Genomic DNA, 20,702 nt, shown 5'->3' with positions numbered 1-20,702 from the left:
CTCCTTATTTTATAGTTTTGATGTATTCGATTAAATTTTCGACGTCTTCGTCGGAAAGTTGTCCTTGAAATACTGGCATCGCCGGGGGATAACCCTCTACGATTTTTGCAGTAGATACAAGAATGGATTCACGAAGGTAAGTCTCATCCGCCTTAGCACCGGATCCGTCTGTAAACTTTCTAGAGCTTCCAAAAAGACCTTTCATGGATGGACCTACAACTCTGCTTCCGTCCAATGAGTGGCAACTGGCACAAGCCTTCTGCGCGAACAGAGTTTTACCTTTGTCAGCCGGTGTCTCTGCACCTTTTTTCTCCGCATGGAACCAAGCAGCAAACTCATCGGCAGGAAGTGCTTTGATTGTTATAAGCATTCCGGAGTGTTTGGTTCCGCAATATTCCGTACAGAAAACAATGAAATTACCCGGTTCTTTCGGTTCAAACCATACTTGCGTGTATTTTCCAGGAATCGCATCTTGTTTCACCCGGAATGCAGGAACAAAGAAACTATGAATGACGTCTTTCGAAGTTAGGATGATCTTTGTGGCTTTTCCCGCAGGAACAATCAAAGGATCATTGGCAGAACTGTAGAATTCTTTACCGTTTGCGTAACGATAAGTCCATGCCCACTGCTCCGCTGTTACATGGATCTCCGTAGAGATATTTTCAGGCGGAACACGAAGTTTTTCGAAGATGACCATACCCCAATAGAAAATCCCAACCATGATCACAAGAGGGATAAAAGACCATAAAAATTCTGCGAAATTATTATGAGTAATGTAGGCAGACTTTTGGTCGACAGAGGTGCGTTTGAACTTGATGAGGAACCAAGTCATTCCTCCCACCAAGATCACAAAAGAAACGAGACTCGATACGAGCAGAAACGCGTAAAGAAGATCTACTTCTTTTGCGATTTCCGTAGCCTGTATTGGCATGAACGACGAGGTCGCTGGGAAGGCGGTAAACCAAGACATTTACTTGACTCCTTGACGGTGATTATTTTTTGTTTTTCGCCAGTTTATGAATAAAAACGAGCCCAAGATCAGGAGTGTAATACCCCCGCCCATTTGCATTATCCTGAAAGCGTATATCGTATATTTATTTTTGTATGGGTCAAATTGAAAGCAAAATAAAGCAAACTTGTCTACAAAACCCCCAATCTTACCATCTGCTGCCTCGAGAAAGGCTAACTTCAAGTCTCTTTCCGAAAGCTGGATGCCTTGGAAGATACGAGAAACCTTTCCCTCGGGTGTTAATACATATACTCCGCTTGCATGAATGAATTGTTTGGCTGTTTCATCCCAAGTGTAACGAAATTGTAATTGTTTCATTAATGCGGTGATAGACTCACTACTACCAGTTAACAGATGAAAGCCGGTATCCACACCGGGACGATCATATTCTTGAACGTATGCTCGTTTTTTCGGGGCGGAAATCTCTTCGGTTTCTCTCGGATCAATCGACACTGCGATGTATTGAAACTCTTTTCCGGCAGTCCAGTCCAAAAGTTTCAACCCTTTCATCACTCCGTTCATATGATGATTGCAAAGTGTGGGACAAGTGAAATAAACGGGAGAAAAAAGAACAGGTTTGCCTTTTTTAAAATAATCAGACAAAAGGACTTCCTTCCCTTCTTCGTTTTTAAATGGAATGTGGAAATCGATTTGTTTTCCTGTTACATCTGAAATCCCAATTTCCGAAAGTTCTTTGGGAAGTTTGTTCTCTTTTGTCAAATTGGAATGCGGGTCATAGGCCCACAAAACAGTGGGAAAAACCCAGACAAAAGAGAGAAGATAAAGTGCAGATTTGAAAAATAACACGAGTGTTTTAACTGAATTCAAGTGTTATTTGGAATAACCGGACGGTGTCCCTTGCCCTGGGTTATCAGGAGTACCTGGGTGAACAAAGGAGATATAGGCAAAGAAAACAAGGTTAAAAACAAGTGTCACAAGAAAAGTCAAGTATCCACTTCTGTTATAGAGGTCTTGGTTGTTCATATAAATAGTTCCTATCTAAGACTATAAATGAAATCGGTTTAAATCTCCAACAATTTTTAGATTTACTTTGATTAAATTTATTTTCCTGACAATCCAGTCTTCAATCCTGGAGGAAACAGACTGAAGATGAAAATAAAAAAAATATACACCGCCCTCTCCGTCTTAATCCTCTTCAATATGATCTACGGGCCGCTTGTACGTGCCACAGATTCAGGTCTTGCTTGCCCCGATTGGCCTTTGTGCAATGGGCAATTTGTACCTACCTGGACTTTTCATATCTTTATGGAAGTAGGACACCGGTATTATTCGGGTATTTTAGGAATACTGATCTTTGCCGCATTGATATTCGTTCTCAAAAACAAAGAACATAGAAGGAATTATGCGATCCTTGCGATACTATCCCTTATTTTTCTCATTTCCCAAGTTACTTTGGGTGCCTTAACGGTAACAAAGCTCCTCCACCCAACGACTGTTAACCTTCATTTGATCAACGCGGTTTTACTTCTCACCACATGTCTCACAATCGCTTTGCAGGCAAAGGAAGAAGGTAAATCCGTTTTTTATGCCAGACCTAAGGCTCGGTTTTTATTCGTACTGATCCTAGCTTTCGTTTTATATCAACTTTTCCTGGGCGGAAAAGTCAGTTCCCATTACGCAGGACTTGTTTGCCCCGATTTTCCCACATGTTTCGGAGAATGGATGCCCAAGATGCAAGGCACGATCAGGCTCCAAATGGAACACAGGCTATTCGGATATATCACTGCACTTCTGATTTTGGGAGCGACAGCCTACTCCATCTTCCGACTGGAAGATGAAAAAGTGAAGTTTTATCTGAAAGCGGCGTCCCATCTTATCATTTTACAGATATTAGTTGGTGCATTGAATGTCCTCTATCAGCTGCCGAAGCTTTTGACCGGATTTCATACATTAAACGGAGTTTTTGTTTTTACTGCATGTTATATCGCCAGTTTCCACCAGTTTCGAAAGAGCGAAACCGAGCAAGTAGGTTATCATGTTTAAAGTGTGGAACCAACTTACCAAACCAAGAGTAACGATTCTCGTACTCGCGACCGTATTTCCCGGTCTGTATTTGGGAACGGAAGGAACTCCTTCGCTCTCATTGACATTGATCACTATGCTTGGAACCTATCTGATGAGTTCCGCATCCTTTATATTCAATCAATACATTGAATGGGAAAAAGACGCGGTGATGTACAGAACGAAAAAAAGACCAATACCGGAAGGAGTTATCACTCCGAAAGCCGCACTGTTCTTAGGAACTGTGATTATGCTACTTGCCTTCGGGATATTGCATTATTATGTAAATCTTCTCACTGCCATTTGTGCTTGGGCGGCACTTCTTCTCTATGTATTTCTGTATACTCTCTGGTTGAAACCCAGAACAGAACAAAATGTTGTGATCGGGGGGATTTCCGGTTGTATAGGACCTTTGATCGGTTATGCGGCCATCTCGAATTCGCTTCCTCTTCCCGCATGGATTTTATTTTTAATGATCTTTCTCTGGACACCGGCGCATTTCTGGGCTTTGGCGATTTTTTTGAAAAAGGATTATGAATTCGCAGGGATTCCCATGATGCCTGTGGTTTCGGGCGTGGACAAAACTGTGAAACAGATTTTTTTATATTCCATTGCCTATTCCATTACTGTTCTCGGATTCTATTTTGCAGAAGATAGAATGGGAATGATTTATTTAGTTTCTGCGATACTACTCACTATTGTTTTCCTAAGTTTCGCTTATAAATTGTTGCAAATCAAGGAAGCAGTTTTTGCCAAAAAGTTTTTCTTTTTCAGCATACTTCACCTTTTTCTTGTGAGCATTGCCATCGTTGTCGATTCCAGAATTTAGATAATTTTTTGATTGCAGACAGATATAAAAATACCCAAACTTTGACCCATGGGTATTTTATCTCGTTACTTTTCCACAACCGATCTAACAGAAATCAAGCTCGCTGTCCAAGAAGCTGAGAAAAAGACTTCAGGGGAAATCGTTCCTTATTTTGCAGAAGCTTCCCACCATTATAAAGAATGGAATTGGTTCGGTTCTTTTATCGGAGGAGGTTTGGGAGGATCAACGCTTTTCCTTCTGGACCGATTCGGTTTCAAAGGATGGGATTACGGCGCACTGGACTCTATCGTATTCGTATGGTTAGGTGCTTTTATGGGATTCATTCTTCCTTATTTTCTTTCTTCTCTTCGCCTAGCAATTGTTCCCTTTGGCGCAAAAAAATTCTTTGTGAATCTGAAAGCAAAAGAAGCCTTTTTGGAAGAAGAAATATTCCGCACGAGCAACCGAACAGGTATTCTGATTTATATATCTTTGCGGGAAAAAATGGTGCGCGTCCTACCCGATACCGGCATCGCAAAAATAGTTCCCCAGTCCGATTGGGAAGAAGCGGTCCGTTTGATTGTGGAAGGAATGAAATCCAAACAAAAGAAAGAAGGAATCGTAGCCTCCATACTTTTCTGCGGCAATTTACTTGTGAAATACGGACTTCAAATTCAGAAAGATGATAAAAACGAAATCTCCGACGAAATCAGAGATGGCGGAACTCAGCTTTAGGAAATAAAAATTGAAAATCTACAGTTTAGTTTTCTTACTATGCCTTTCCCATATCACCAGCTTACAAGCGATAGATGTTCCTGAGTTATCAAAAAGAGTCACGGACAGGGCAGGGATACTTTCCGAAGAAACAATTGCCAAGCTGGAAACAAAATTAAAAGCTCATGAAGAATCCACTTCCAATCAAATTGCAGTGTTCACTCTTCCTAGCCTGGAAGGAGAGGCGATCGAAGAAATTGCCATTCAGGTTTTTGATAAGTGGAAATTAGGCCAAAAGTCCAAAAACAACGGAGTATTGTTTTTAATCGCGCCTACAGAAAGAAAGATGAGAATCGAAGTGGGACGCGGGCTGGAAGGAGCACTCACGGACGTTCAGGCGTATCGCATCATCCAAAAGGAAATCAAACCCAGGTTCAAAGCTGGGGATATCAATGGTGGGGTAGAAGCCGGAGTGGATGCCATCATCGGCACGATCTCGGGGGAGTATGCTCCAAGCGAAGATGATATTTCCACAACAACGACCGGGGGAACGGAAAATCATGCAGTTTATCTGATTGTAGCAGCTGTTATCCTGTTTGTGGGACTTTTTATGCCTTCCATTATGGCAGGAATCGTTACCTATCTGTTTACGATCAGCATTTGGTACCAAGGTTTAATCGGGTTTTTCGAATCGGCTGTGGCGATTTTCATCACCGTGGCGATCGGGATCGGCTATCTTTTGTTAAAGCTGATTGGACCGATTACTGGCGGCAGCGGTTCGGGTGGGGGCTTTTACGGAGGAGGATACTCTTCGTCAGATGATTCTTGGTCTTCTTCGAGTTCGGATGACAGTTGGTCCGGAGGCGGTGGTGATTCCGGTGGCGGTGGATCCAGTGGTGATTGGTAGTTTTTGTTTTACACTAGCAATGATTTGGATTTCAAACCGACTTCCAGAGCGATTATAGATACGTCATCTTTCCATTTTGATTTTTTCATCTTATCGAAAAGGTTTTCGGTAAGATTGGATATCACTTCTTCGATGGGAAGATGAATTGTATTTTTCAAAACATCGGTAAACTCGCGCAAGGCGGCGATGCCGTCTATTTCGTTGAGTTCTTCAAAAATCCCATCAGTATAGATAAAGATCCGATCTCCCTTCTCTACTCGATGTTCCACCATTCCAAACCGATAGTTTTCCAAAATACCGATGATTGGTCCTGTGTTTTCGAGAAAGATCACATCTCCGTTTTTTTTCTGTAGGAGATGATTTTGCATTCCGGCGCACGCAAAACGCAAAATAGATTGAGAAAAATCAAAATCCAAAACTACAGCAGGAAAATAGATCTGAAGATCGGCGTTTTTATCATAAAAATGCTGATTCAAATAAAAAAGCAAATCGTTAGGCTTGAGCGCTATCTCATTCAACCTTTCGAATTCCGATTGAATCATCATTGTATAAAGTGCGGCTTGCAAACCATGACCGGTTGCATCAACAAGAAAAAACCGAAAATAGGTATCCTGAATCTTTTTAACTGAAAAAATATCTCCACCCACTTCGGAAAGGGGTTGGTAGAGTATCTGCACATTCAAATAAGGTGATAAGTTTGGAATCGTTGTTAGGCTGTTAACTATACTTTTTGCAAGTTTCAAGTCCTTTCCTATTTGATCCAATTTGGATTGAAGTTCTTTTGTTTTTTCATTCACCTTATCTTCCAGTTTTTCATTTAGATTGGTGAGTTGCGATCTGGTGGTTTCCAAATCTCTGTTCTTTTCGATGAGTTCATTCGCTAGATTTTCCGCATCCTGAAACCCTTTGGAAAATCCGCGCGCGATAAACAAAGATTGAAATAAAAACATCATAAAAATCCCGTAATGCGCCATAAGGGGAGTCGTAATGATGATATTGTTCACCATGATATCATTTAGAAACGTCATGATAAAAATAAGAAAGCTGAATAAAAACAAAACGGATCCTACTTGTTTATTCCGAATCACTTTAAAAATCACAATCGTTACGTAGATAGCACCTAACAAAGTAAATATTTGATACGGAATCATCAAATAAGTATAAAAAGAAGATTTCGTCAATAAAACAAGCAATGAAAACAGCAAGCCGACATTAAAGATGATCTTATAACCGATCTTTGCAAAATGAGGTTTAAAAAGCAAAAAAACATAACGGCAAAAAACGGGAGGAATCAAAAAGAAGGAAAGATAACTGAGTTTTAAATGCAATTCCCACGGTAGATTGGGAAAAAACAAGGTAATGTATTTGTTTCCAGTGAAAAAAACCCTAAGGCAAATCAGCAAACAGGCAAGGGCAAACCAATAAGTATGACGGTTTTTCTTTCTGTTAAAGTATAAAAGAAGATGATAAATCCCCATAAATAAAATACTACCGACGAGCAACATATCCTTGAGTATCTCTTTATCAAATTGGGCATGAATAGCTTTCGCCTTTCCCAGACTGATGATTTGTGAGGGGCCGCCTTTTCTATGATGATAGTTGGATATCTGCAATATGAATTCACTCTGATCCGAAGAAGGCACGAAGTCTGCTACCAGAGGACGGTATTCCGGTCTGGAGTTTAACTCGGAGCTTGAAACGATTCCGTTGTTTGCCAGTTTTTCCCCATCAACAAACAAGACATAGGCGGTTTCCATTTCGGGAATTTTCAAAGAGAGGGCTTCGTTTTTTAAATTATGTTTGATTAGAATCCGAAAACTGGCATATCCATCGCCTGCCAAAAAACCCCGATTCCAAAAACTTTCGGACCAGACCCCAGGTACAGTGAAGTATTCTTTATTTGGCTGAGTGTCCAACGTAGGCAAATCGGCCGGGCTTACCATCAACCAAGGATAGTATTGCCAACCACCTACTAATTTTAGAATATGCGAATCATCTTTCAGAAACTCCGCCGCATCAAGTATGCCCGATTTTGCAACCGGTGCCAGGGCGGCTTTGCAGCAGGAAACAGTTAGAATACCGATACACACAAAGAGAAAATGAAGACAGAACCAGGATTTGTATTTCATTTATCTCTTTGTTAGCAAAAGTTAGATTCGGCTTTGTACCGGAACGTATTTACGTTGGTTTTCCCCGACATAAATTTGTTTCGGACGAAACTTGCTGAAGTCGCCTTTTTTTCTTTGTTCTTTCCAATGGGCAAGCCATCCGGGCAATCTTCCTATCACTTGCATGACCGAGAACATTTCCTTTGGAATTTCCAAAGTTTGGAATACAACTCCCGAATAAAACTCCAAGTTCGGATATAGCAGATTTTCAATGAAATAGGAATCATTCCAAACAAGTTCATCGATTTTAAGGGCGGTTTCTTCCACCGCATTGAGTTTGCGGTTTTTATAAAACTCCTGAACAATACCGCGAACCACTTTTGCACGCGGACTTACGGTATCATAAGCTTTTTGTCCGAAACCGTTGGAATGAAGTTTCGCTTCGCCTGTTTTGAATCTTTCGAAGTAATGTTTCACATCCGTTTTGGATTTGATGATGTCTTCGATGAGTGCGATCGCAGCAGTCGGTCTTCCGCCTTCCCTTGCTCCCCACTGCGCCATAATACCTGCGGAGATCGAAGCAAATATATTGGCTTGAGTGGAACCTACCGCTTGTACTGCGATATTGGATACATTTTGTTCGTGATCCGCATGTAAAATCCAAAGTTGATTTAAGATACGATCGAATTCTTCCGGAACATGATAAGCGCCTGCAGGAACAGAGTGCATCATATATAAAAAGTTCGTGCAATAAGGATTTTTATCCAAAGGATAAACGAAAGGGTGACCTACCGAATGTTTGTAGGTAAATGCGGCAATGGTTCTGATCTTTGCAAGCAAGCGAGTGATCAAATCAACACCCATATCCAGTTTTTCTTCGTAGTCTTCCAGATAATAACTGGATAAAGAAGTCACCATAACGGATAAAACCGCAAGAGGGTTCGCTACCCCCGGGAATCCGTCAAACAGGTTCAACATATCTTCATGAATCATCGAGTGTTTTGACAGTCTTCTGGAAAAATCATTTAACTCCTGTTTATTGGGAAGATCTCCATAGATCAATAAATAGGATGTCTCTACGAACGTAGATTGGTGTGCAAGTTCTGCAATATCATAACCGCGGTAGGACAATTCTCCTTTTTCAGGATCACGTCTGGAAACTTTGGAAAGACCGAGCGCAGTATTAAATAAGCCCGGGTCAACAGTGACAAGTCCGGTCTTACGATAAAAATCAGAAAGATCTATACCCTCTTTTCCATCGGTTCCAATAATGGTAGGGAATTGATATGTTTTGCCTTTTATGTGGATTTCCACTTGATTCATTCAGAAAGCCTCTCTACCTTCCTATACTTGGGAAGGGAAGTTAGGAATCTAGAATAATTTAAGATTGAGTGAGTGCGGATTGCAAAGAGTCGTGAATTAAAACAAAGTCTGTAAGCCCGACAATATCCATCACTTTACGGAAATGGGTATTTAGACCTGCAAATTCGATCTTGCCTTGAGTTTCAGATGATTTTGTAATCAAGCTGATCAAAGTGGCAATGCCAGCCGAATTGATATAGGAGGTTTCGGTAAAATTGAGGATCACCCTAATTTTTTTGTCTGTAGGAATCGAATCGTAAGATTGAACGATTTCCTCTTCCGCTTCCGAGGTGATTTCACCTGCAATGTGAATCACTGGCAAGGCGCCACCGTTCTCAAAGCCCAGCCGAATCTTAAATTCCTCGATCATTTGCTTCCAGGGAAATCATACGGAGAGTTGGGTCAATCAAAATTAACGTGCTTCTTTTCTTTCCGCCTTGGACAACCGGCCAAAGGGTTGTTTGCAAACACGGCAAACGTAATAGACGTCTTTCGGGGTGGCAGAAATTCCAACAAGTCCCATAGCGACCAATCCCCAAAAAGAATATTTTACAACTTTCCTAGCATTCGGGGAATCGTGGGAGGTACCACAATCACAGCTAGGGCGGTCTGCTTTTTTAACGGAATTTGTGCTCATGATGGCATATTTCCGACCCTACCCTTAAAAAACGAGTACGATCGGAGATTTTCAAAAATTAGTTTTTCACTAGATACTCTACGTACTTGGCGAGGATGGTCAAATTTTCTTCTCCCAAATGGGTGTATGCAACCATAGGAGTTCCCTTGATACCTTGTTTTAAAGTTTTTGTAACTCCAGCGACCGAATTTCCATTCTTCCATTCGTTAGCCGGCGCTTTGTAATTGCGAGGTTTTGGATTGAGTGCAGCCCCCGCAGGCCCGTCTCCCAAACCTTTTTCTCCATGGCAAGAGGAGCAGTTTTGTAAAAACAGTTCTTCGCCTTTTGCAATTTCAGGGTCAACCGGAGCCGTGGCCTCGACGGTTTCTTGTGGCGTAGTCTCTTGAGGTTTGTCTCCTCCACAAGCAACAATTGCAAGTGAAAGAAGGCAAACAGAAACTAAACTGATTATTTTTGTGGAATTCATTTCTATCTCCCAGATAAGGATGCTTCCAGGTTAGCACCGAGATAGGGATTTGGAAAGAAGAATTCAGTTCTTCTTTATGAGATTTATCAATGAATCCCGAAGGTATTGATATTGAAACTCATAACCTTCTTCCAGGAGTCTTTTCGGATATACATATTGGCCCTGGGTAATCACCTGAGCGCCTTCCCCATATAACATTTGTATCGCGAAAGCGGGAACACGCATCAGTGCGGGTCGAAACAACACCTTCGCCAGCTCTTCAGCAAAATAAGCATTCTTGCAAGGCGAAGGAGAGACCACATTATAACTTCCCGAGGAAGATTGTTTGCCGAGTAAAAATAACATAGCGGAAACCAAATCGGCAATATGAATCCAGCTCATTCCCTGTTTGCCAGAAGCGATCGGTCCACCCACTCCCATTTTGAAAGGAGGGATCATTTTTTCCAAAGCACCTCCCTTGGGAGAAAGCACGATCCCTGTTCGGATAACAACTGTTCGAATGCCTGTATCTTTGATAGGATTTGATTGATTTTCCCAGTCCACACAAATGGAGGCTAAAAAATCATCCCCTGGTTTCGTATTTTCATCATAAGGTTCATGTTCCGTTTCGGACATGCCATAGTAACCGACAGCCGAGGCTTGCATATAGACAGACGGAGGTCTTTTGCAATCTCTGATACGCGCGGCGAGTCCTTTTGTAAATTCCACACGGGAAGTACGGATTAAAGTTTTTCTTTCGTCAGTCCAGCGAACACCCGCTATAGGCTCACCGACTAAATTGATGATTGCGTCCATTCCTTCCAATTGGGCCGAGGTAGGAAGAGTGGTAGTGACAAAGTCAATCTCACCCAATTGTTTCAAATCGGAAGGAATTTCTTTTTTGCGAGTGAAAATACGAAATGTATGACCGCGTTTGATTGCATAAGGTATGAATTCCATACCCACAAGTCCGGTTCCGCCGATGATTCCGATTTTCATTTATAATTTAGACTTTACCCTTTCCATAAAAAAGAAGTAGAACTTTTTTTGGGGAAGCAAATATTTTTAGATTTCATGAAAGTTTCCACGATTGTTCCCGTTTCGCTTTGTTTTTTTTCAATTTTATCAGCCAATTATTATCTTTTTTCCAGTACAAAAAGTAACATAGATCGTTATCATAATTTCCCTCCGTTTCGAATTGAAGATGCTACAAAATCCGGAGGGCTCGGCAACTTACTAGACAACGATTCCGAGACCGTTTGGATAAAAAAATTGCCAAGTTCTGCCGATTGGGACTTCTTTCTGGAAATGAAATTATCTCATTTTTGGGATGGGGTTGTTTTTTCTCCCAGAAACTTTACTTCTTTGGGATGGAAGGCCTGTAAAGGTCAAACTTTGCCGCCATTTGAAGCAAAACTGCTGCTACGCGAAAGCATCAATGTGGACAAAGAATTGAGGATGCCGAACGACAAGTTGATCACAGTTTATCGTTTTGGCAAAGAAAACGAAACCAAAACCGAGTTCCCCATTCAAAAGTATCTGAATTTGAAATCGGAAAAAAATTATCCCTCCGGTATTTCGATTCTGACGGTAGAAGTAAAACTAATGGACGTTGATTCCACTAACAACTGTTTCTCTGAAATCATTCTTTCAGAGAAATAGGGAGATCCAAATGGATTTAAAAATTGCGGCTAAAAAAGTTTCGCAGTCCCCTACTCTTCCCGGCAAAAAGGATAACAAAAAGAAATTCGACCTGGCTTCCCTTTTGGAAGAAGGTCTCTTTCCGTCGGCGGGCCCGGTCGTAGAAAAACACGGCTTCCGCAATTCTAATGGCGTCCAGATGGATTTCGTGAGGGTTGAAACCAAGTTCTTGCCAGATGGACGCGGTAGGTACCACAATATTATCTTTAACCTGCAATCTCAGGCGAATCATCCAAGAGAGGAATTCCTCTTAAGGAAGTTGGGAAACTAGGGTGCGAGGGTCGGTTTCGGAAAATGTGGTATCTACCACAGACTGAATCAATTTCAAAAAAGCTGGAAATGATCTCGTTCCCTCAAACTTCTTTGTTTTACCAAGTAGAATAGACTGAAGCTCAGGTTTTAAATCCAACTAAGATCCCTTTTCCCATTTCACGATTGCTTCTTTTAATTCACTTGCACTGGCATAAAGGTTGGCGTAAGTATTGATTTGATTGAGAGCATCTTGTAAGCCAGCCTTGAAAAGTAGACCATTTTCCATATGTTCTCGAAAGATGATCAGAGGGTTTTCCGATTCCATCTCGGAAATTGTTTTTTGAAAAGAACTTAACATTTCCTGCATTTCTTCCAAACTTCCAGGAATTTTCCAACCATTGCTCAATCGACTCATATTTCAAGATTAACCCATAAAAGATACGGATTCAATTAATTTTCGAGAAACCAAAAAGCCTCGTGATAATTCTTTAGGAGTAATACCGATTTGTTCCCATTCTACTATTAGAACTGAGAAGTCGGGATCATCTAAATTTCTCAAAAACTGAATCAGTTCATTATACGTGTAAACATCCGAATGCAAAGGATAACTCATAAGCCATGACAAGCGAGAAGGGATCGAAAAATAAGAATTCGATTTTGTTTGTGGTACCTGCAACCTATTTTCCCAGGGTATCCAATATCCAGATCTGTGATCAAAATTTATTTCATTTAACAACGATTTTTTGTATTCCCCGGATAGGTATTCATCTATTGGATAAAACAGAAATCCAACAAACCAAAGCATTGGTATGAATATTTTATCATATTTAACATGCAAGTATTCCTTACCTTCCGCTCTCTGAGATAATGTCATTTGGTTGTCGAATAATTTCGATAATTTTAAATCCAAACGATCCACACCACTTGGTCCAATATAAGAAGAAAGATCGGGTGCTTTTTTTAATTTGAGATAAAACTTTAAAGCTACTTCCAAATGGATATTTTCTTTGTTTTCCCATTCTAATAAAAAATCAAATTCACCTAATGTTCTTTCTGAATTGCGAAGAGGGACATTCTTATCAATTATTTGCACATAATTACTTTGTGAAAAAATAAATTCAAGTAGTGATTCAAAATATCGACCAAGTCGACTGGATTCCAAAATTGGAAACAATTCCAAATTTACCAAATTACTTCCATTACTATTTGTTAGGTTTGGAATAAGATTAGAACGAAGACTCTCTCTTTTCGTATCAGGAAAATTAGAAGGATGTTGGACCAGATATCTGGAATCAAGAGCCCAAAGTAAATCAAGAAGAAGAGACGCTTTGTCCATAATATTCCCGTATGCTAACTTGGAATGAACTTCCAGATTTTTAAAACTTGGATTTTAGAGATAGTTTGATAGTTCATCGAAAAAATTCGGGAATTGAAAGATGTGGTAGGTCTGATTAAACCCAACTCTTTCACAAGCCGAAGCCAGCCTATTGCCTCTAATTCCAAAAGTAGAACAAATAATCTACATCTGGAAATTCCAAGAGATCTAGCCATTATATCCATTTCAATGATACTATCATTAAAAACTCGACAGCTTACCTTCTGTAATTCCAAGCCTTGTTCCTGATAAGAACAAGTTGCTTTCCATCTTTTCCGAGGAATCATTCCAAAATAAATTAAATCGGAGGATTCTGCCAATAACCAGCTAATTCTAGTTGCAAATGAACGATAAAGCTTCAGTGAAACAGTTAACTGTTTCATTTGCCTTACTGGAATTAAAAACGAGGTATTGGAGCTTTTGCCAATACTACATAAAGTGGTTAACTCTAAAGAATCGTTAGCGAAGATTTTTCTTTTTTCCATCTTAACCTTAATAGGTTAAATAAAGATCCAGTTGGTTCCTTTTTTGAAGTGTTTGGTCGAATTTAAGCAATGTAAGAGGTACCACAATTCAGAATAATTCCCCTCACATCCTGGACCTTTCCAGGATTTTTTTTGTAGGATCTATTCGCATATACGATTGCAGCGGAAAGCGCGGTTCAGGCGCCCTTAACGTCCTTCCACATCCAAAACTTTTGTAGTTTTCGCTAATGTGCGAGTTACCACATAAAACAAAACCCCGAACCCGAAAAAATAAGTATGAAACGGTTTCCAAATCCCGAAAAAATTTCCAATACGGAGATAAGGTTCCTGGAAATAAATCTGTACCAGATCAAGGACTGTAAAAACGGCGATGATCCCGAAAAGACTGGGATATTCCCTTTTTAGAATATTCTTAAAAGAGAAAGCAAGATTCGGTTTTACATAACCGGAGAAGCGGGGAATAAACGCGGGAGTTTTGTCCGCCCAAGCAAGATAGTCATTTGCGAATTTGCCACGAAGGAAAAACTCTTCCGTAAATATAATTCTTTCGTAATAAAGATAAAAAAACATCCCATATACAAGAGTGAATGCAACATCCCTTACGATAAGAACAGGTCCCAGATACATTAGAAAATTTCCTACATAAAGGGGATGGCGCACGAGGGAATAAATTCCCGTTTGGTTGACCAGATCAGCTACTTGCTGTTTGGTGTTCCTTCCCGAAGTGCGGGCCGGAGTGTATCCGATGGTAAAACAACGGACAGCAAGCCCTAAAAAACTGATTAAAAACGCAAATCCCAACCAATAAAGATTGTGTTTGTAATTTCCGTTCAAAAAAGGAACAAAGGGTAAATAATAAAACGACAACGCTAAAACCAGTCCAGGAATGTAGGAGCGCCAGCGAAAGAGAAAATTGCCTTGTTGGTTGAGTTCTTCTATAAGTGCCATATGAAATCGTACTTGATTCCTTTCTAAAAGCTTATAGCTTTCGTCTATGTCAATCAAATCCTTTATTCCCGCTAAATTGAATTTGCCTGCGCTCTGGTTTACCGATCTTTCTTTGCCCCTGATCCTGAAACTCGCGCATAATTTAGAAGGAATCGAGGTTTCCCCTCAAGATCAGAAAATGTTAAAATCCTTCAAAAATGAGAGGATTCTATACATTTCCAACCACCCCACGACCAAAGAACCTCCCGTTGCCTATCATTCCGCAAATATCATGTCTTCCCGATTTTTCTATATGGCAGCTCGTGAGGTTTTCGATTGGGCGGCGGGCTTCGTGGGAGAATTCATTCAATCGATTGGCGCCTTTTCCGTATTAGCTGGTGCTCCGGACAGGGACTCGGTGAAAGCCGCAAGGGAAATTCTGGCAAGTTCTGGCGGCAAACTGGTGTTATTTCCTGAGGGGGAACCGACCAGCGGAATGAACGACACATTGCTTCCCTTCCAGCCGGGGGTTTCCCAATTGAGTTTTTGGGGTTTGGAAGATGCTTTAAAGAAGGGCACCGATGTTAAAATTTCAGTGATACTTTCTTTTGTAAAATACCGAATGACAAATTCCATCGAATGGATGCAAAAAGACATTGACCTCTCTCTTACCCGAATGGAAGAAAAATTCGGAATTGCAAAAACGGGCAAAGACATAGTTCATCGTTTTTTATCCATCGGCAAACGTATGATCGAAAGGGAAGAAAGAGAGTTTCATCTTTCCGTTCCGAATGACAGAACGGAAGATTTCGATTTCAGAATCGGTCGTATTCGTCATGTTATGTTGGACAATATCGCCGACAAAGCGAAAATTCCGAACTGGGAGAAAGAAGCAAACGCAATCGAAAAGCTAAGAAAAATCCTTACCACTTTGGAGCTTGTATCAATCGGGGCTTCCGATCCGAACGGAGAATTACCTTCTATGGAAATGGCAAATTGGGCCCGCAAAGCCGCAACCAAAGCATACGATTATATTTCAATCCAGACGAACTATATCAAAGAACTGCCTTCCGCAGAAAGACTATACGAATTCTTATACCGATACGAATCCGAAATTTTCGGAGAATCTTCCAATAGACCACACAAAGCGACTGTTAGTTTTGCAAAACCTTTCTCCATGAATGATTTTTATGAAGATTATAAAAAAGACAAACGAGGAACCGTAGATAAATTAACGGATAGATTTCGCAAAGAAATGGAAACTCTGCTGGAAGCGGAAAAAAAGAAATCGGTTGCCTTGTTTCCTTCCAATTATATATTCTAATGAATCTAAAACACGAAAACCCATTCTTGGAAAAGATCAAAACGGGAGAACCGATCGTACTCACCGAGTACGGCCCTTCCACTTTGTTTGATGAAAAATTATTACTCTTACTCGACAATCTGACATCCTTCTATAAGATTTCCGATTTTTCATCCATCTTCTTTACAATCATAAAAGATTTAATTCTAAACGGATTCAAAGCAAATTTCAAAAGGATCTTCTTTTTAGAAAACCGGCTTGAAATCGAATCGGGTGCCGACTACGAATTGGGAGTTCGGATGTACAAAAGTTTTATTCTTTCCGGCAAGAGCGAAACCTATGAAAAGCTGGCCCGGGAAAAAAATTATTTTGTAGAAACAAGAATCGAGCACAGCCCGGACTTCATCGAGGTGACAGTCACAAATAACAACCGATTGGTGAAAGGAGAAATGCAGAAAATAAAAACCTCCCTTACCTATGCCCAAAACTATAATGATATTATGGAATACTATATCGAACGAGGGGACAATTCGGAAGGAGAAGGAATCGGAATTGCCCTTTGCGTGATTTTACTCAAAGGGGAAAAACTTCCCGTAGAAAATTTTAAAATCATGAGTACGGACAAGGCAACAATCGCCAAAGTCAAAATTCCTTTAAAGAAAAACTAGAAATTCTACGAAGGTTTGCAAATCTGGGATAAGTTATGATTTCCCTTGCAAAGCCCTTAGAAGAACAAAAATTAAAATCATTCTTTCAAGAACTAATCACTCAAACGGATAAACATTCCCTTTGGCTTAATACGTTATCTCTACTGGAACACATCGGTTCCCGTAAAATTCTAATGACCCAATCAAGCGAAGAAACTTCTGAAATGATTTTACGCCATGCTACAGAGGAAGCAAGGCATGCTTTGTTTTTCAAAAAAGCTGCACGTTCCATAAAATCCGATTTTGACTCGGGATATCGTAGCACAGAACTCTTGCAAGGTGGTTCTGCCAAGATTTATTTTGCAAAATTGGACGCAAGCGTCCGAAAAAATCTTAAATATGCAGGTTTCAGCGGTCAAACTTTTACCTATCTGGCATACCTTTATACAACCACGGTTATTGAAGAAAGAGCGATGATTGTTTACAGGATCTACAATTCCGTATTGGAAGAAGCAAGTCATTCTCTGAACTTAAACAATTTGATCATGGAAGAAGAAGGTCATCTGGATGAAATGTCAAATGAGCTGGCAAAACTGGACAAAGATTACCAAACCAGACTGACAAATATGTTGGACCAGGAGCAAAAAATCTTCAACCGGTTTTTTAAAGCGCTCACTCTTCAAGCTGCCTGATATCAAAGTTCTGCCAGTAATCCCATACATAGAACGGCATGATCACATATTGCCCGTTTGGTGCAAATCGCAAAACTCTTCCCGTGGCATTCAAACTTCCCATATCAGTCAGGCTATATTCTTTTTTAGAACCTGACTCCTGCCAAATCAAACTCAAAGATTCACCCGTATTTGTATCTTTTAATTTGAACTGAAGCAAAGAGGATTCCGTTGCGGCGAATAAACCGGATAAAGAAACTACACGCAATAATAAATTATCTATTTTGCTATTGGAAAGTTTCTGTTTCGAAATCGGATGATCGGAAACCCATACATTATTTTTTTTTAGGAAAGATAAAACCATCTGATCCTTTCTTTTATAAACAAATGATTCCAAATTCCCGATGGATAAAAAAGCAAAAGGTTTTATAGTTAAAAAGAAATCAAACTCCCCTTCCCCAATTCGTGAAGTAAAGTCAGTAGGAACCAAATAGGCATGTTTAGTGTTCGAATGACGAATCAGACATTCCGATTTGGTTTCAAAGCAGTCACCTAACTCTAAATCAACTATTTCTTTGTTTTCTTTCTTTAGGATCAAACGAAAAGGTTTACCATCTTTTCTGAATTCAGAATCACTTAGTTCTTTTGCAGGTTTTCCGAATTTGCGAATTGCAGCAAAACCATTCAATAAAGATTGAATTTTTTCCGGATCCGCAAAATAGATTCTTGGAATTTCTTCATCTTTTCGGGAGACAAACCATATATTATCTTTTTTGAATATGAAAAACTCAACCGTCGAACCTAAATTCGGTTCTTTTACCTTGATCATGAGAAAATCGGCTGCCAGTGCTTTCTCTCCCAACCAAAGTCGGGCTTCTTCATACGTTGTAGGAAAAAAATGAAATACATCATAGACGAGTAATATCAGTAAAACCAAAACCAGATTTAAAAAAAGGAATGTTTTATTGGCTTTTTTCATTTTTACTCACGTGCTGATTGTCTTTTTTTGATTCGCCGCAGTGCGTATAAAAACAAAGCCATTGGTATGAAAAAAGTATTAAATGCCGAGTAAAGATTTCTTTCATAAATGGAAAATGCTCGGAGAGGTAGGACCGCCAGATTCTGTTTGCGAACGGAAGAATGATTTCGATCTTCGAGAAAAAAATCTATGGCGTTTAACATAAAAGGTACGTTAGCATCTCTAAGATAAATTCGAAATTCGGGAAGAGCCAAAATATCGGATACAAAATAAGGCGTCGAAAAAAGCATAATCTTTGTTAGTTCTTTTTTCTTTTCCAAATTCTCCTTAAAAAAAGGATTTAATCTGCCTTCCAAAAGAACCGCGATGGGAACTCTGCTTTTCGCGGGAATTCCTTTGGAAGCAAGATTAACACCATTGACAGGAACCAAATTCGGAACTAATGAGATCTTTTCCCCGGACCAAAGAAGAGTTTCGTATTTCATGGTTCTTTGTTTGGAAATATCCATGGAAAAAGAAGAAACCCAAGGAACCAACAAAACATCCGTTAGATTAGATATTTCATTTCCCAAATGAATATCCCCGTCATGTTTTGTAATCACTTGCCAAAATGGATAATAACCAGGGAGGCTTCCTCCTTTTTGTTCCGCCAAATGAACGGGGTGCTGAAAATCCAAAACCAGATTCGTTTCCAATTGAAATCCATAGTGGGAAAGAATGTCAGTCCAAAAGGAATTATTTGCATTCGGAATGGCAGGAGTTGCTTTTTCAAAACTTAACCCTTTTGCACCACGAACCGGATTCAAACGGAATTCCATCGAGCCCAAAAGAAAGATCGCTCTTCCCCCCCGAAGCAGGTATTCTTCCAAATTCCTTTTACCTTGAATTGACCATTGGGGGGCTCCTACGACAAGTATAAGCTTGATTGTATCACCTATCTTTTGTTTATTCAAAGATATTTCTTTAGGATAACCATATTCCTTAACAAGTGCTTGGTGAAAAAATACCCCCCATGTATCCTTCCCCGAACCTTCTCCCGGCTTGGGATAATAAAAACAACCGGGATCCGCGATCACTGCAATTCGCTGCCCCAACTTTCTTTCTTCAATGCGACGGATCGCACGGACAAACTGAGATTCAGCTTCTTCTACAAAGAAAAAATCAGGGACAACCTCAGATTCACCGTCATAATGAATGACAATCCCCATATAAGCTTCATAAAACAAAGGAGAACTCACGCCCGCCTTACGAATCTCATTCGGAATGAGTCCCGAATCTTTGACCTTTTGTTTGGCTTCAGGAGAACTATCGGGATCATAAAAGTTCAATTTGATTTGGCTGGAATTCCGTTTGGACAATTCCATCAAGTATTCCTGGATCACATCCAAACGAACTTGGTATTCCGAAGGAAGATCAGAAGAATAATAAGCATCAATCACCAAAGGTTTGTTAATAGATCGTAAAACCGATTCGGTATATTCGGAAAAACTCAAACGACTTGATGCGGAAATATCGATCCTGATGACAAAACGATCCAAAAGAACATTGGAAAGAACAAAAAATAAAATAACCTGAAAGACCAGAAATTTCCCCGATCTTTTCCATCTATGTAAAATCTGTATTCTCATCGTTTCTTTTGCAAATGAATTACCGAGAGATAGAGAAAACTAGCAGTTATAGACAGAAAAAAATAAAAAGATCTCGGATCAAAGATTCCCAATCGGAATGTTTCATAATGTTTGGAAATGGAAAAGATCCCAAGCCAACCGAAATATTCGGACCCCAAAATATCGATGAGTTTTTGAATTCCGAGCAAGTATATAATCCCCAAAAAGACAAAACCGATTAGAAAAGAAATAATCTGACTTTTTACAAAAAGAGAAACATACAAAACCATCGAAGTAAAAGTAAGTCCAAGTAAAATCATTCCCACATAACCGGAAAAAATGATTCCCCAATCAGGATCACCTAATACGGAAATGGTCAGAGGAATAAAGATCGTACAAACTAATGCCGCAATAAATGAAAAACAAGTAGCCAAAAATTTTCCAATCACGATCTCCCATTCGGTGAGTGGAAGTGTAAACAGCAATTCCCAAGTTCCCGTTTCTTTTTCATCCGACCAAATACGCATTCCGATCGAAGGAATGAATACCAAAAACAGAACAGGAGCCGATAAAAAAAAGACTTCCATCTCCGAACTATTCCGATCCCAAAAGGACGTGCTTTTGAATCCGTAGAAAAAAACAAAACTTTCTATTAACAAAAACAAGATGATAAAGGTATATCCGATGGGTGTATTGAAATTTTGTAGGATTTCTTTTCGGAACAATGCTTTGATTTTTTGCAT

Annotated in this window: 24 protein-coding genes; 9 read left to right on the top strand and 15 right to left on the bottom strand. The window is 39.9% G+C overall.

What is annotated here, in order from left to right:
• Positions 1–4: 4 nt before the first annotated feature.
• Positions 5–970 carry a cytochrome c oxidase subunit II gene (coxB, locus tag EHS11_RS17715; RefSeq protein WP_135765697.1) on the bottom strand — a complete coding sequence of 322 codons (966 nt, stop codon included), beginning with the start codon at positions 968–970 and terminating at the stop codon, positions 5–7.
• Entirely contained in the window at positions 971–1,816 is an 846-nt protein-coding gene (locus tag EHS11_RS17710) for an SCO family protein (protein ID WP_135765934.1), read from the bottom strand.
• A 303-nt stretch (positions 1,817–2,119) separates the two neighbouring features.
• Between EHS11_RS17710 and EHS11_RS17705 the strand changes: the two genes are divergently transcribed.
• From EHS11_RS17705 to EHS11_RS17690, 4 genes are read left to right on the top strand one after another with little or no spacing between them, the layout of a single operon-like run.
• Entirely contained in the window at positions 2,120–3,013 is an 894-nt protein-coding gene (locus EHS11_RS17705; RefSeq protein ID WP_135765696.1) for a COX15/CtaA family protein, read from the top strand.
• Complete coding sequence (gene cyoE / locus EHS11_RS17700; protein ID WP_135765695.1) at positions 3,006–3,860, top strand: heme o synthase; 855 nt, start codon at positions 3,006–3,008, stop codon at positions 3,858–3,860. Before EHS11_RS17705 ends, cyoE begins: the two co-directional genes overlap by 8 nt.
• A gap of 48 nt (positions 3,861–3,908) precedes the next feature.
• Positions 3,909–4,574 (top strand): TPM domain-containing protein, encoded by a 666-nt coding sequence (locus EHS11_RS17695; RefSeq protein WP_135765694.1) that lies wholly within the window; start codon positions 3,909–3,911, stop codon positions 4,572–4,574.
• Between the two features lie 10 nt (positions 4,575–4,584).
• Positions 4,585–5,460: a TPM domain-containing protein gene (locus EHS11_RS17690; RefSeq protein WP_135765693.1), complete on the top strand. Its 876-nt coding sequence runs from the start codon at positions 4,585–4,587 to the stop codon at positions 5,458–5,460.
• An 8-nt stretch (positions 5,461–5,468) separates the two neighbouring features.
• Here EHS11_RS17690 and EHS11_RS17685 read toward each other — a convergent pair whose 3' ends face one another.
• The 6 genes from EHS11_RS17685 to EHS11_RS17660 all read right to left on the bottom strand — a co-directional run bounded on the left by EHS11_RS17685 (position 5,469) and on the right by EHS11_RS17660 (position 11,011).
• Positions 5,469–7,589, bottom strand: a complete 2,121-nt coding sequence (locus EHS11_RS17685; RefSeq protein ID WP_135765692.1) for a SpoIIE family protein phosphatase — start codon at positions 7,587–7,589, stop codon at positions 5,469–5,471.
• Positions 7,590–7,610: 21 nt separating this feature from the next.
• Positions 7,611–8,891, bottom strand: coding sequence for a citrate/2-methylcitrate synthase (locus EHS11_RS17680; protein WP_135765691.1), 1,281 nt, complete (start codon positions 8,889–8,891; stop codon positions 7,611–7,613).
• Positions 8,892–8,949: 58 nt separating this feature from the next.
• On the bottom strand, positions 8,950–9,300 hold the full coding sequence (locus EHS11_RS17675) for an STAS domain-containing protein (RefSeq protein WP_167884481.1): 351 nt from the start codon (positions 9,298–9,300) through the stop codon (positions 8,950–8,952).
• Between the two features lie 42 nt (positions 9,301–9,342).
• The gene (locus EHS11_RS17670) at positions 9,343–9,567 is read right to left on the bottom strand and encodes a hypothetical protein (protein WP_135765690.1); all 225 of its coding nucleotides are present in this window, start codon (positions 9,565–9,567) and stop codon (positions 9,343–9,345) included.
• Between the two features lie 58 nt (positions 9,568–9,625).
• Entirely contained in the window at positions 9,626–10,033 is a 408-nt protein-coding gene (locus EHS11_RS17665; protein WP_135765689.1) for a c-type cytochrome, read from the bottom strand.
• 63 nt (positions 10,034–10,096) lie between these two features.
• On the bottom strand, positions 10,097–11,011 hold the full coding sequence (locus EHS11_RS17660; RefSeq protein ID WP_135765688.1) for a TIGR01777 family oxidoreductase: 915 nt from the start codon (positions 11,009–11,011) through the stop codon (positions 10,097–10,099).
• 75 nt (positions 11,012–11,086) lie between these two features.
• Between EHS11_RS17660 and EHS11_RS17655 the strand changes: the two genes are divergently transcribed.
• Both EHS11_RS17655 and EHS11_RS17650 read left to right on the top strand, forming a co-directional pair.
• The gene (locus EHS11_RS17655; protein WP_135765687.1) at positions 11,087–11,674 is read left to right on the top strand and encodes a hypothetical protein; all 588 of its coding nucleotides are present in this window, start codon (positions 11,087–11,089) and stop codon (positions 11,672–11,674) included.
• Positions 11,675–11,684: 10 nt separating this feature from the next.
• The gene (locus EHS11_RS17650) at positions 11,685–11,984 is read left to right on the top strand and encodes a hypothetical protein (RefSeq protein WP_135765686.1); all 300 of its coding nucleotides are present in this window, start codon (positions 11,685–11,687) and stop codon (positions 11,982–11,984) included.
• Positions 11,985–12,122: 138 nt separating this feature from the next.
• Here EHS11_RS17650 and EHS11_RS17645 read toward each other — a convergent pair whose 3' ends face one another.
• The 4 genes from EHS11_RS17645 to lmtA all read right to left on the bottom strand — a co-directional run bounded on the left by EHS11_RS17645 (position 12,123) and on the right by lmtA (position 14,773).
• A complete protein-coding gene (locus EHS11_RS17645) occupies positions 12,123–12,380 on the bottom strand; it encodes a hypothetical protein (RefSeq protein WP_135765685.1) in 258 nt (85 codons plus the stop codon).
• A gap of 9 nt (positions 12,381–12,389) precedes the next feature.
• Entirely contained in the window at positions 12,390–13,301 is a 912-nt protein-coding gene (locus EHS11_RS17640; RefSeq protein WP_135765684.1) for a DUF1853 family protein, read from the bottom strand.
• Between the two features lie 14 nt (positions 13,302–13,315).
• Entirely contained in the window at positions 13,316–13,825 is a 510-nt protein-coding gene (locus EHS11_RS17635) for a DUF1564 family protein (protein ID WP_135765683.1), read from the bottom strand.
• Positions 13,826–14,011: 186 nt separating this feature from the next.
• Positions 14,012–14,773, bottom strand: a complete 762-nt coding sequence (gene lmtA / locus EHS11_RS17630; protein WP_135765682.1) for a lipid A Kdo2 1-phosphate O-methyltransferase — start codon at positions 14,771–14,773, stop codon at positions 14,012–14,014.
• Between the two features lie 46 nt (positions 14,774–14,819).
• Here lmtA and EHS11_RS17625 point away from each other — a divergent pair, with 46 nt between their 5' ends.
• The 3 genes from EHS11_RS17625 to EHS11_RS17615 are packed head-to-tail and all read left to right on the top strand — an operon-like array spanning position 14,820 to position 17,394.
• Entirely contained in the window at positions 14,820–16,076 is a 1,257-nt protein-coding gene (locus EHS11_RS17625; protein ID WP_135765681.1) for a lysophospholipid acyltransferase family protein, read from the top strand.
• On the top strand, positions 16,076–16,723 hold the full coding sequence (locus EHS11_RS17620) for a hypothetical protein (RefSeq protein ID WP_135765680.1): 648 nt from the start codon (positions 16,076–16,078) through the stop codon (positions 16,721–16,723). Before EHS11_RS17625 ends, EHS11_RS17620 begins: the two co-directional genes overlap by 1 nt.
• Before the next feature lie 35 nt (positions 16,724–16,758).
• Positions 16,759–17,394, top strand: coding sequence for a rubrerythrin (locus EHS11_RS17615; RefSeq protein WP_135765679.1), 636 nt, complete (start codon positions 16,759–16,761; stop codon positions 17,392–17,394).
• Here EHS11_RS17615 and EHS11_RS17610 read toward each other — a convergent pair.
• Genes EHS11_RS17610 through EHS11_RS17600 form a run of 3 tightly spaced genes read right to left on the bottom strand, consistent with a single transcriptional unit; the run spans position 17,375 to position 20,702 of the window.
• Positions 17,375–18,352, bottom strand: a complete 978-nt coding sequence (locus tag EHS11_RS17610; protein WP_135765678.1) for a DUF4340 domain-containing protein — start codon at positions 18,350–18,352, stop codon at positions 17,375–17,377. The genes EHS11_RS17615 and EHS11_RS17610 overlap by 20 nt on opposite strands.
• A gap of 2 nt (positions 18,353–18,354) precedes the next feature.
• The gene (locus EHS11_RS17605; protein WP_135765677.1) at positions 18,355–19,980 is read right to left on the bottom strand and encodes a GldG family protein; all 1,626 of its coding nucleotides are present in this window, start codon (positions 19,978–19,980) and stop codon (positions 18,355–18,357) included.
• Positions 19,977–20,702, bottom strand: coding sequence for an ABC transporter permease (locus EHS11_RS17600; protein WP_135765676.1), 726 nt, complete (start codon positions 20,700–20,702; stop codon positions 19,977–19,979). The genes EHS11_RS17605 and EHS11_RS17600 overlap by 4 nt, the downstream gene beginning before the upstream one ends.

It is taken from the genome of Leptospira ilyithenensis (assembly GCF_004771005.1).
Classification (GTDB): Bacteria; Spirochaetota; Leptospiria; order Leptospirales; family Leptospiraceae; genus Leptospira_A; species Leptospira_A ilyithenensis.
Note: the sequence above shows the minus strand (reverse complement) of the source record. Positions and strands in the feature narration are given on the sequence as shown.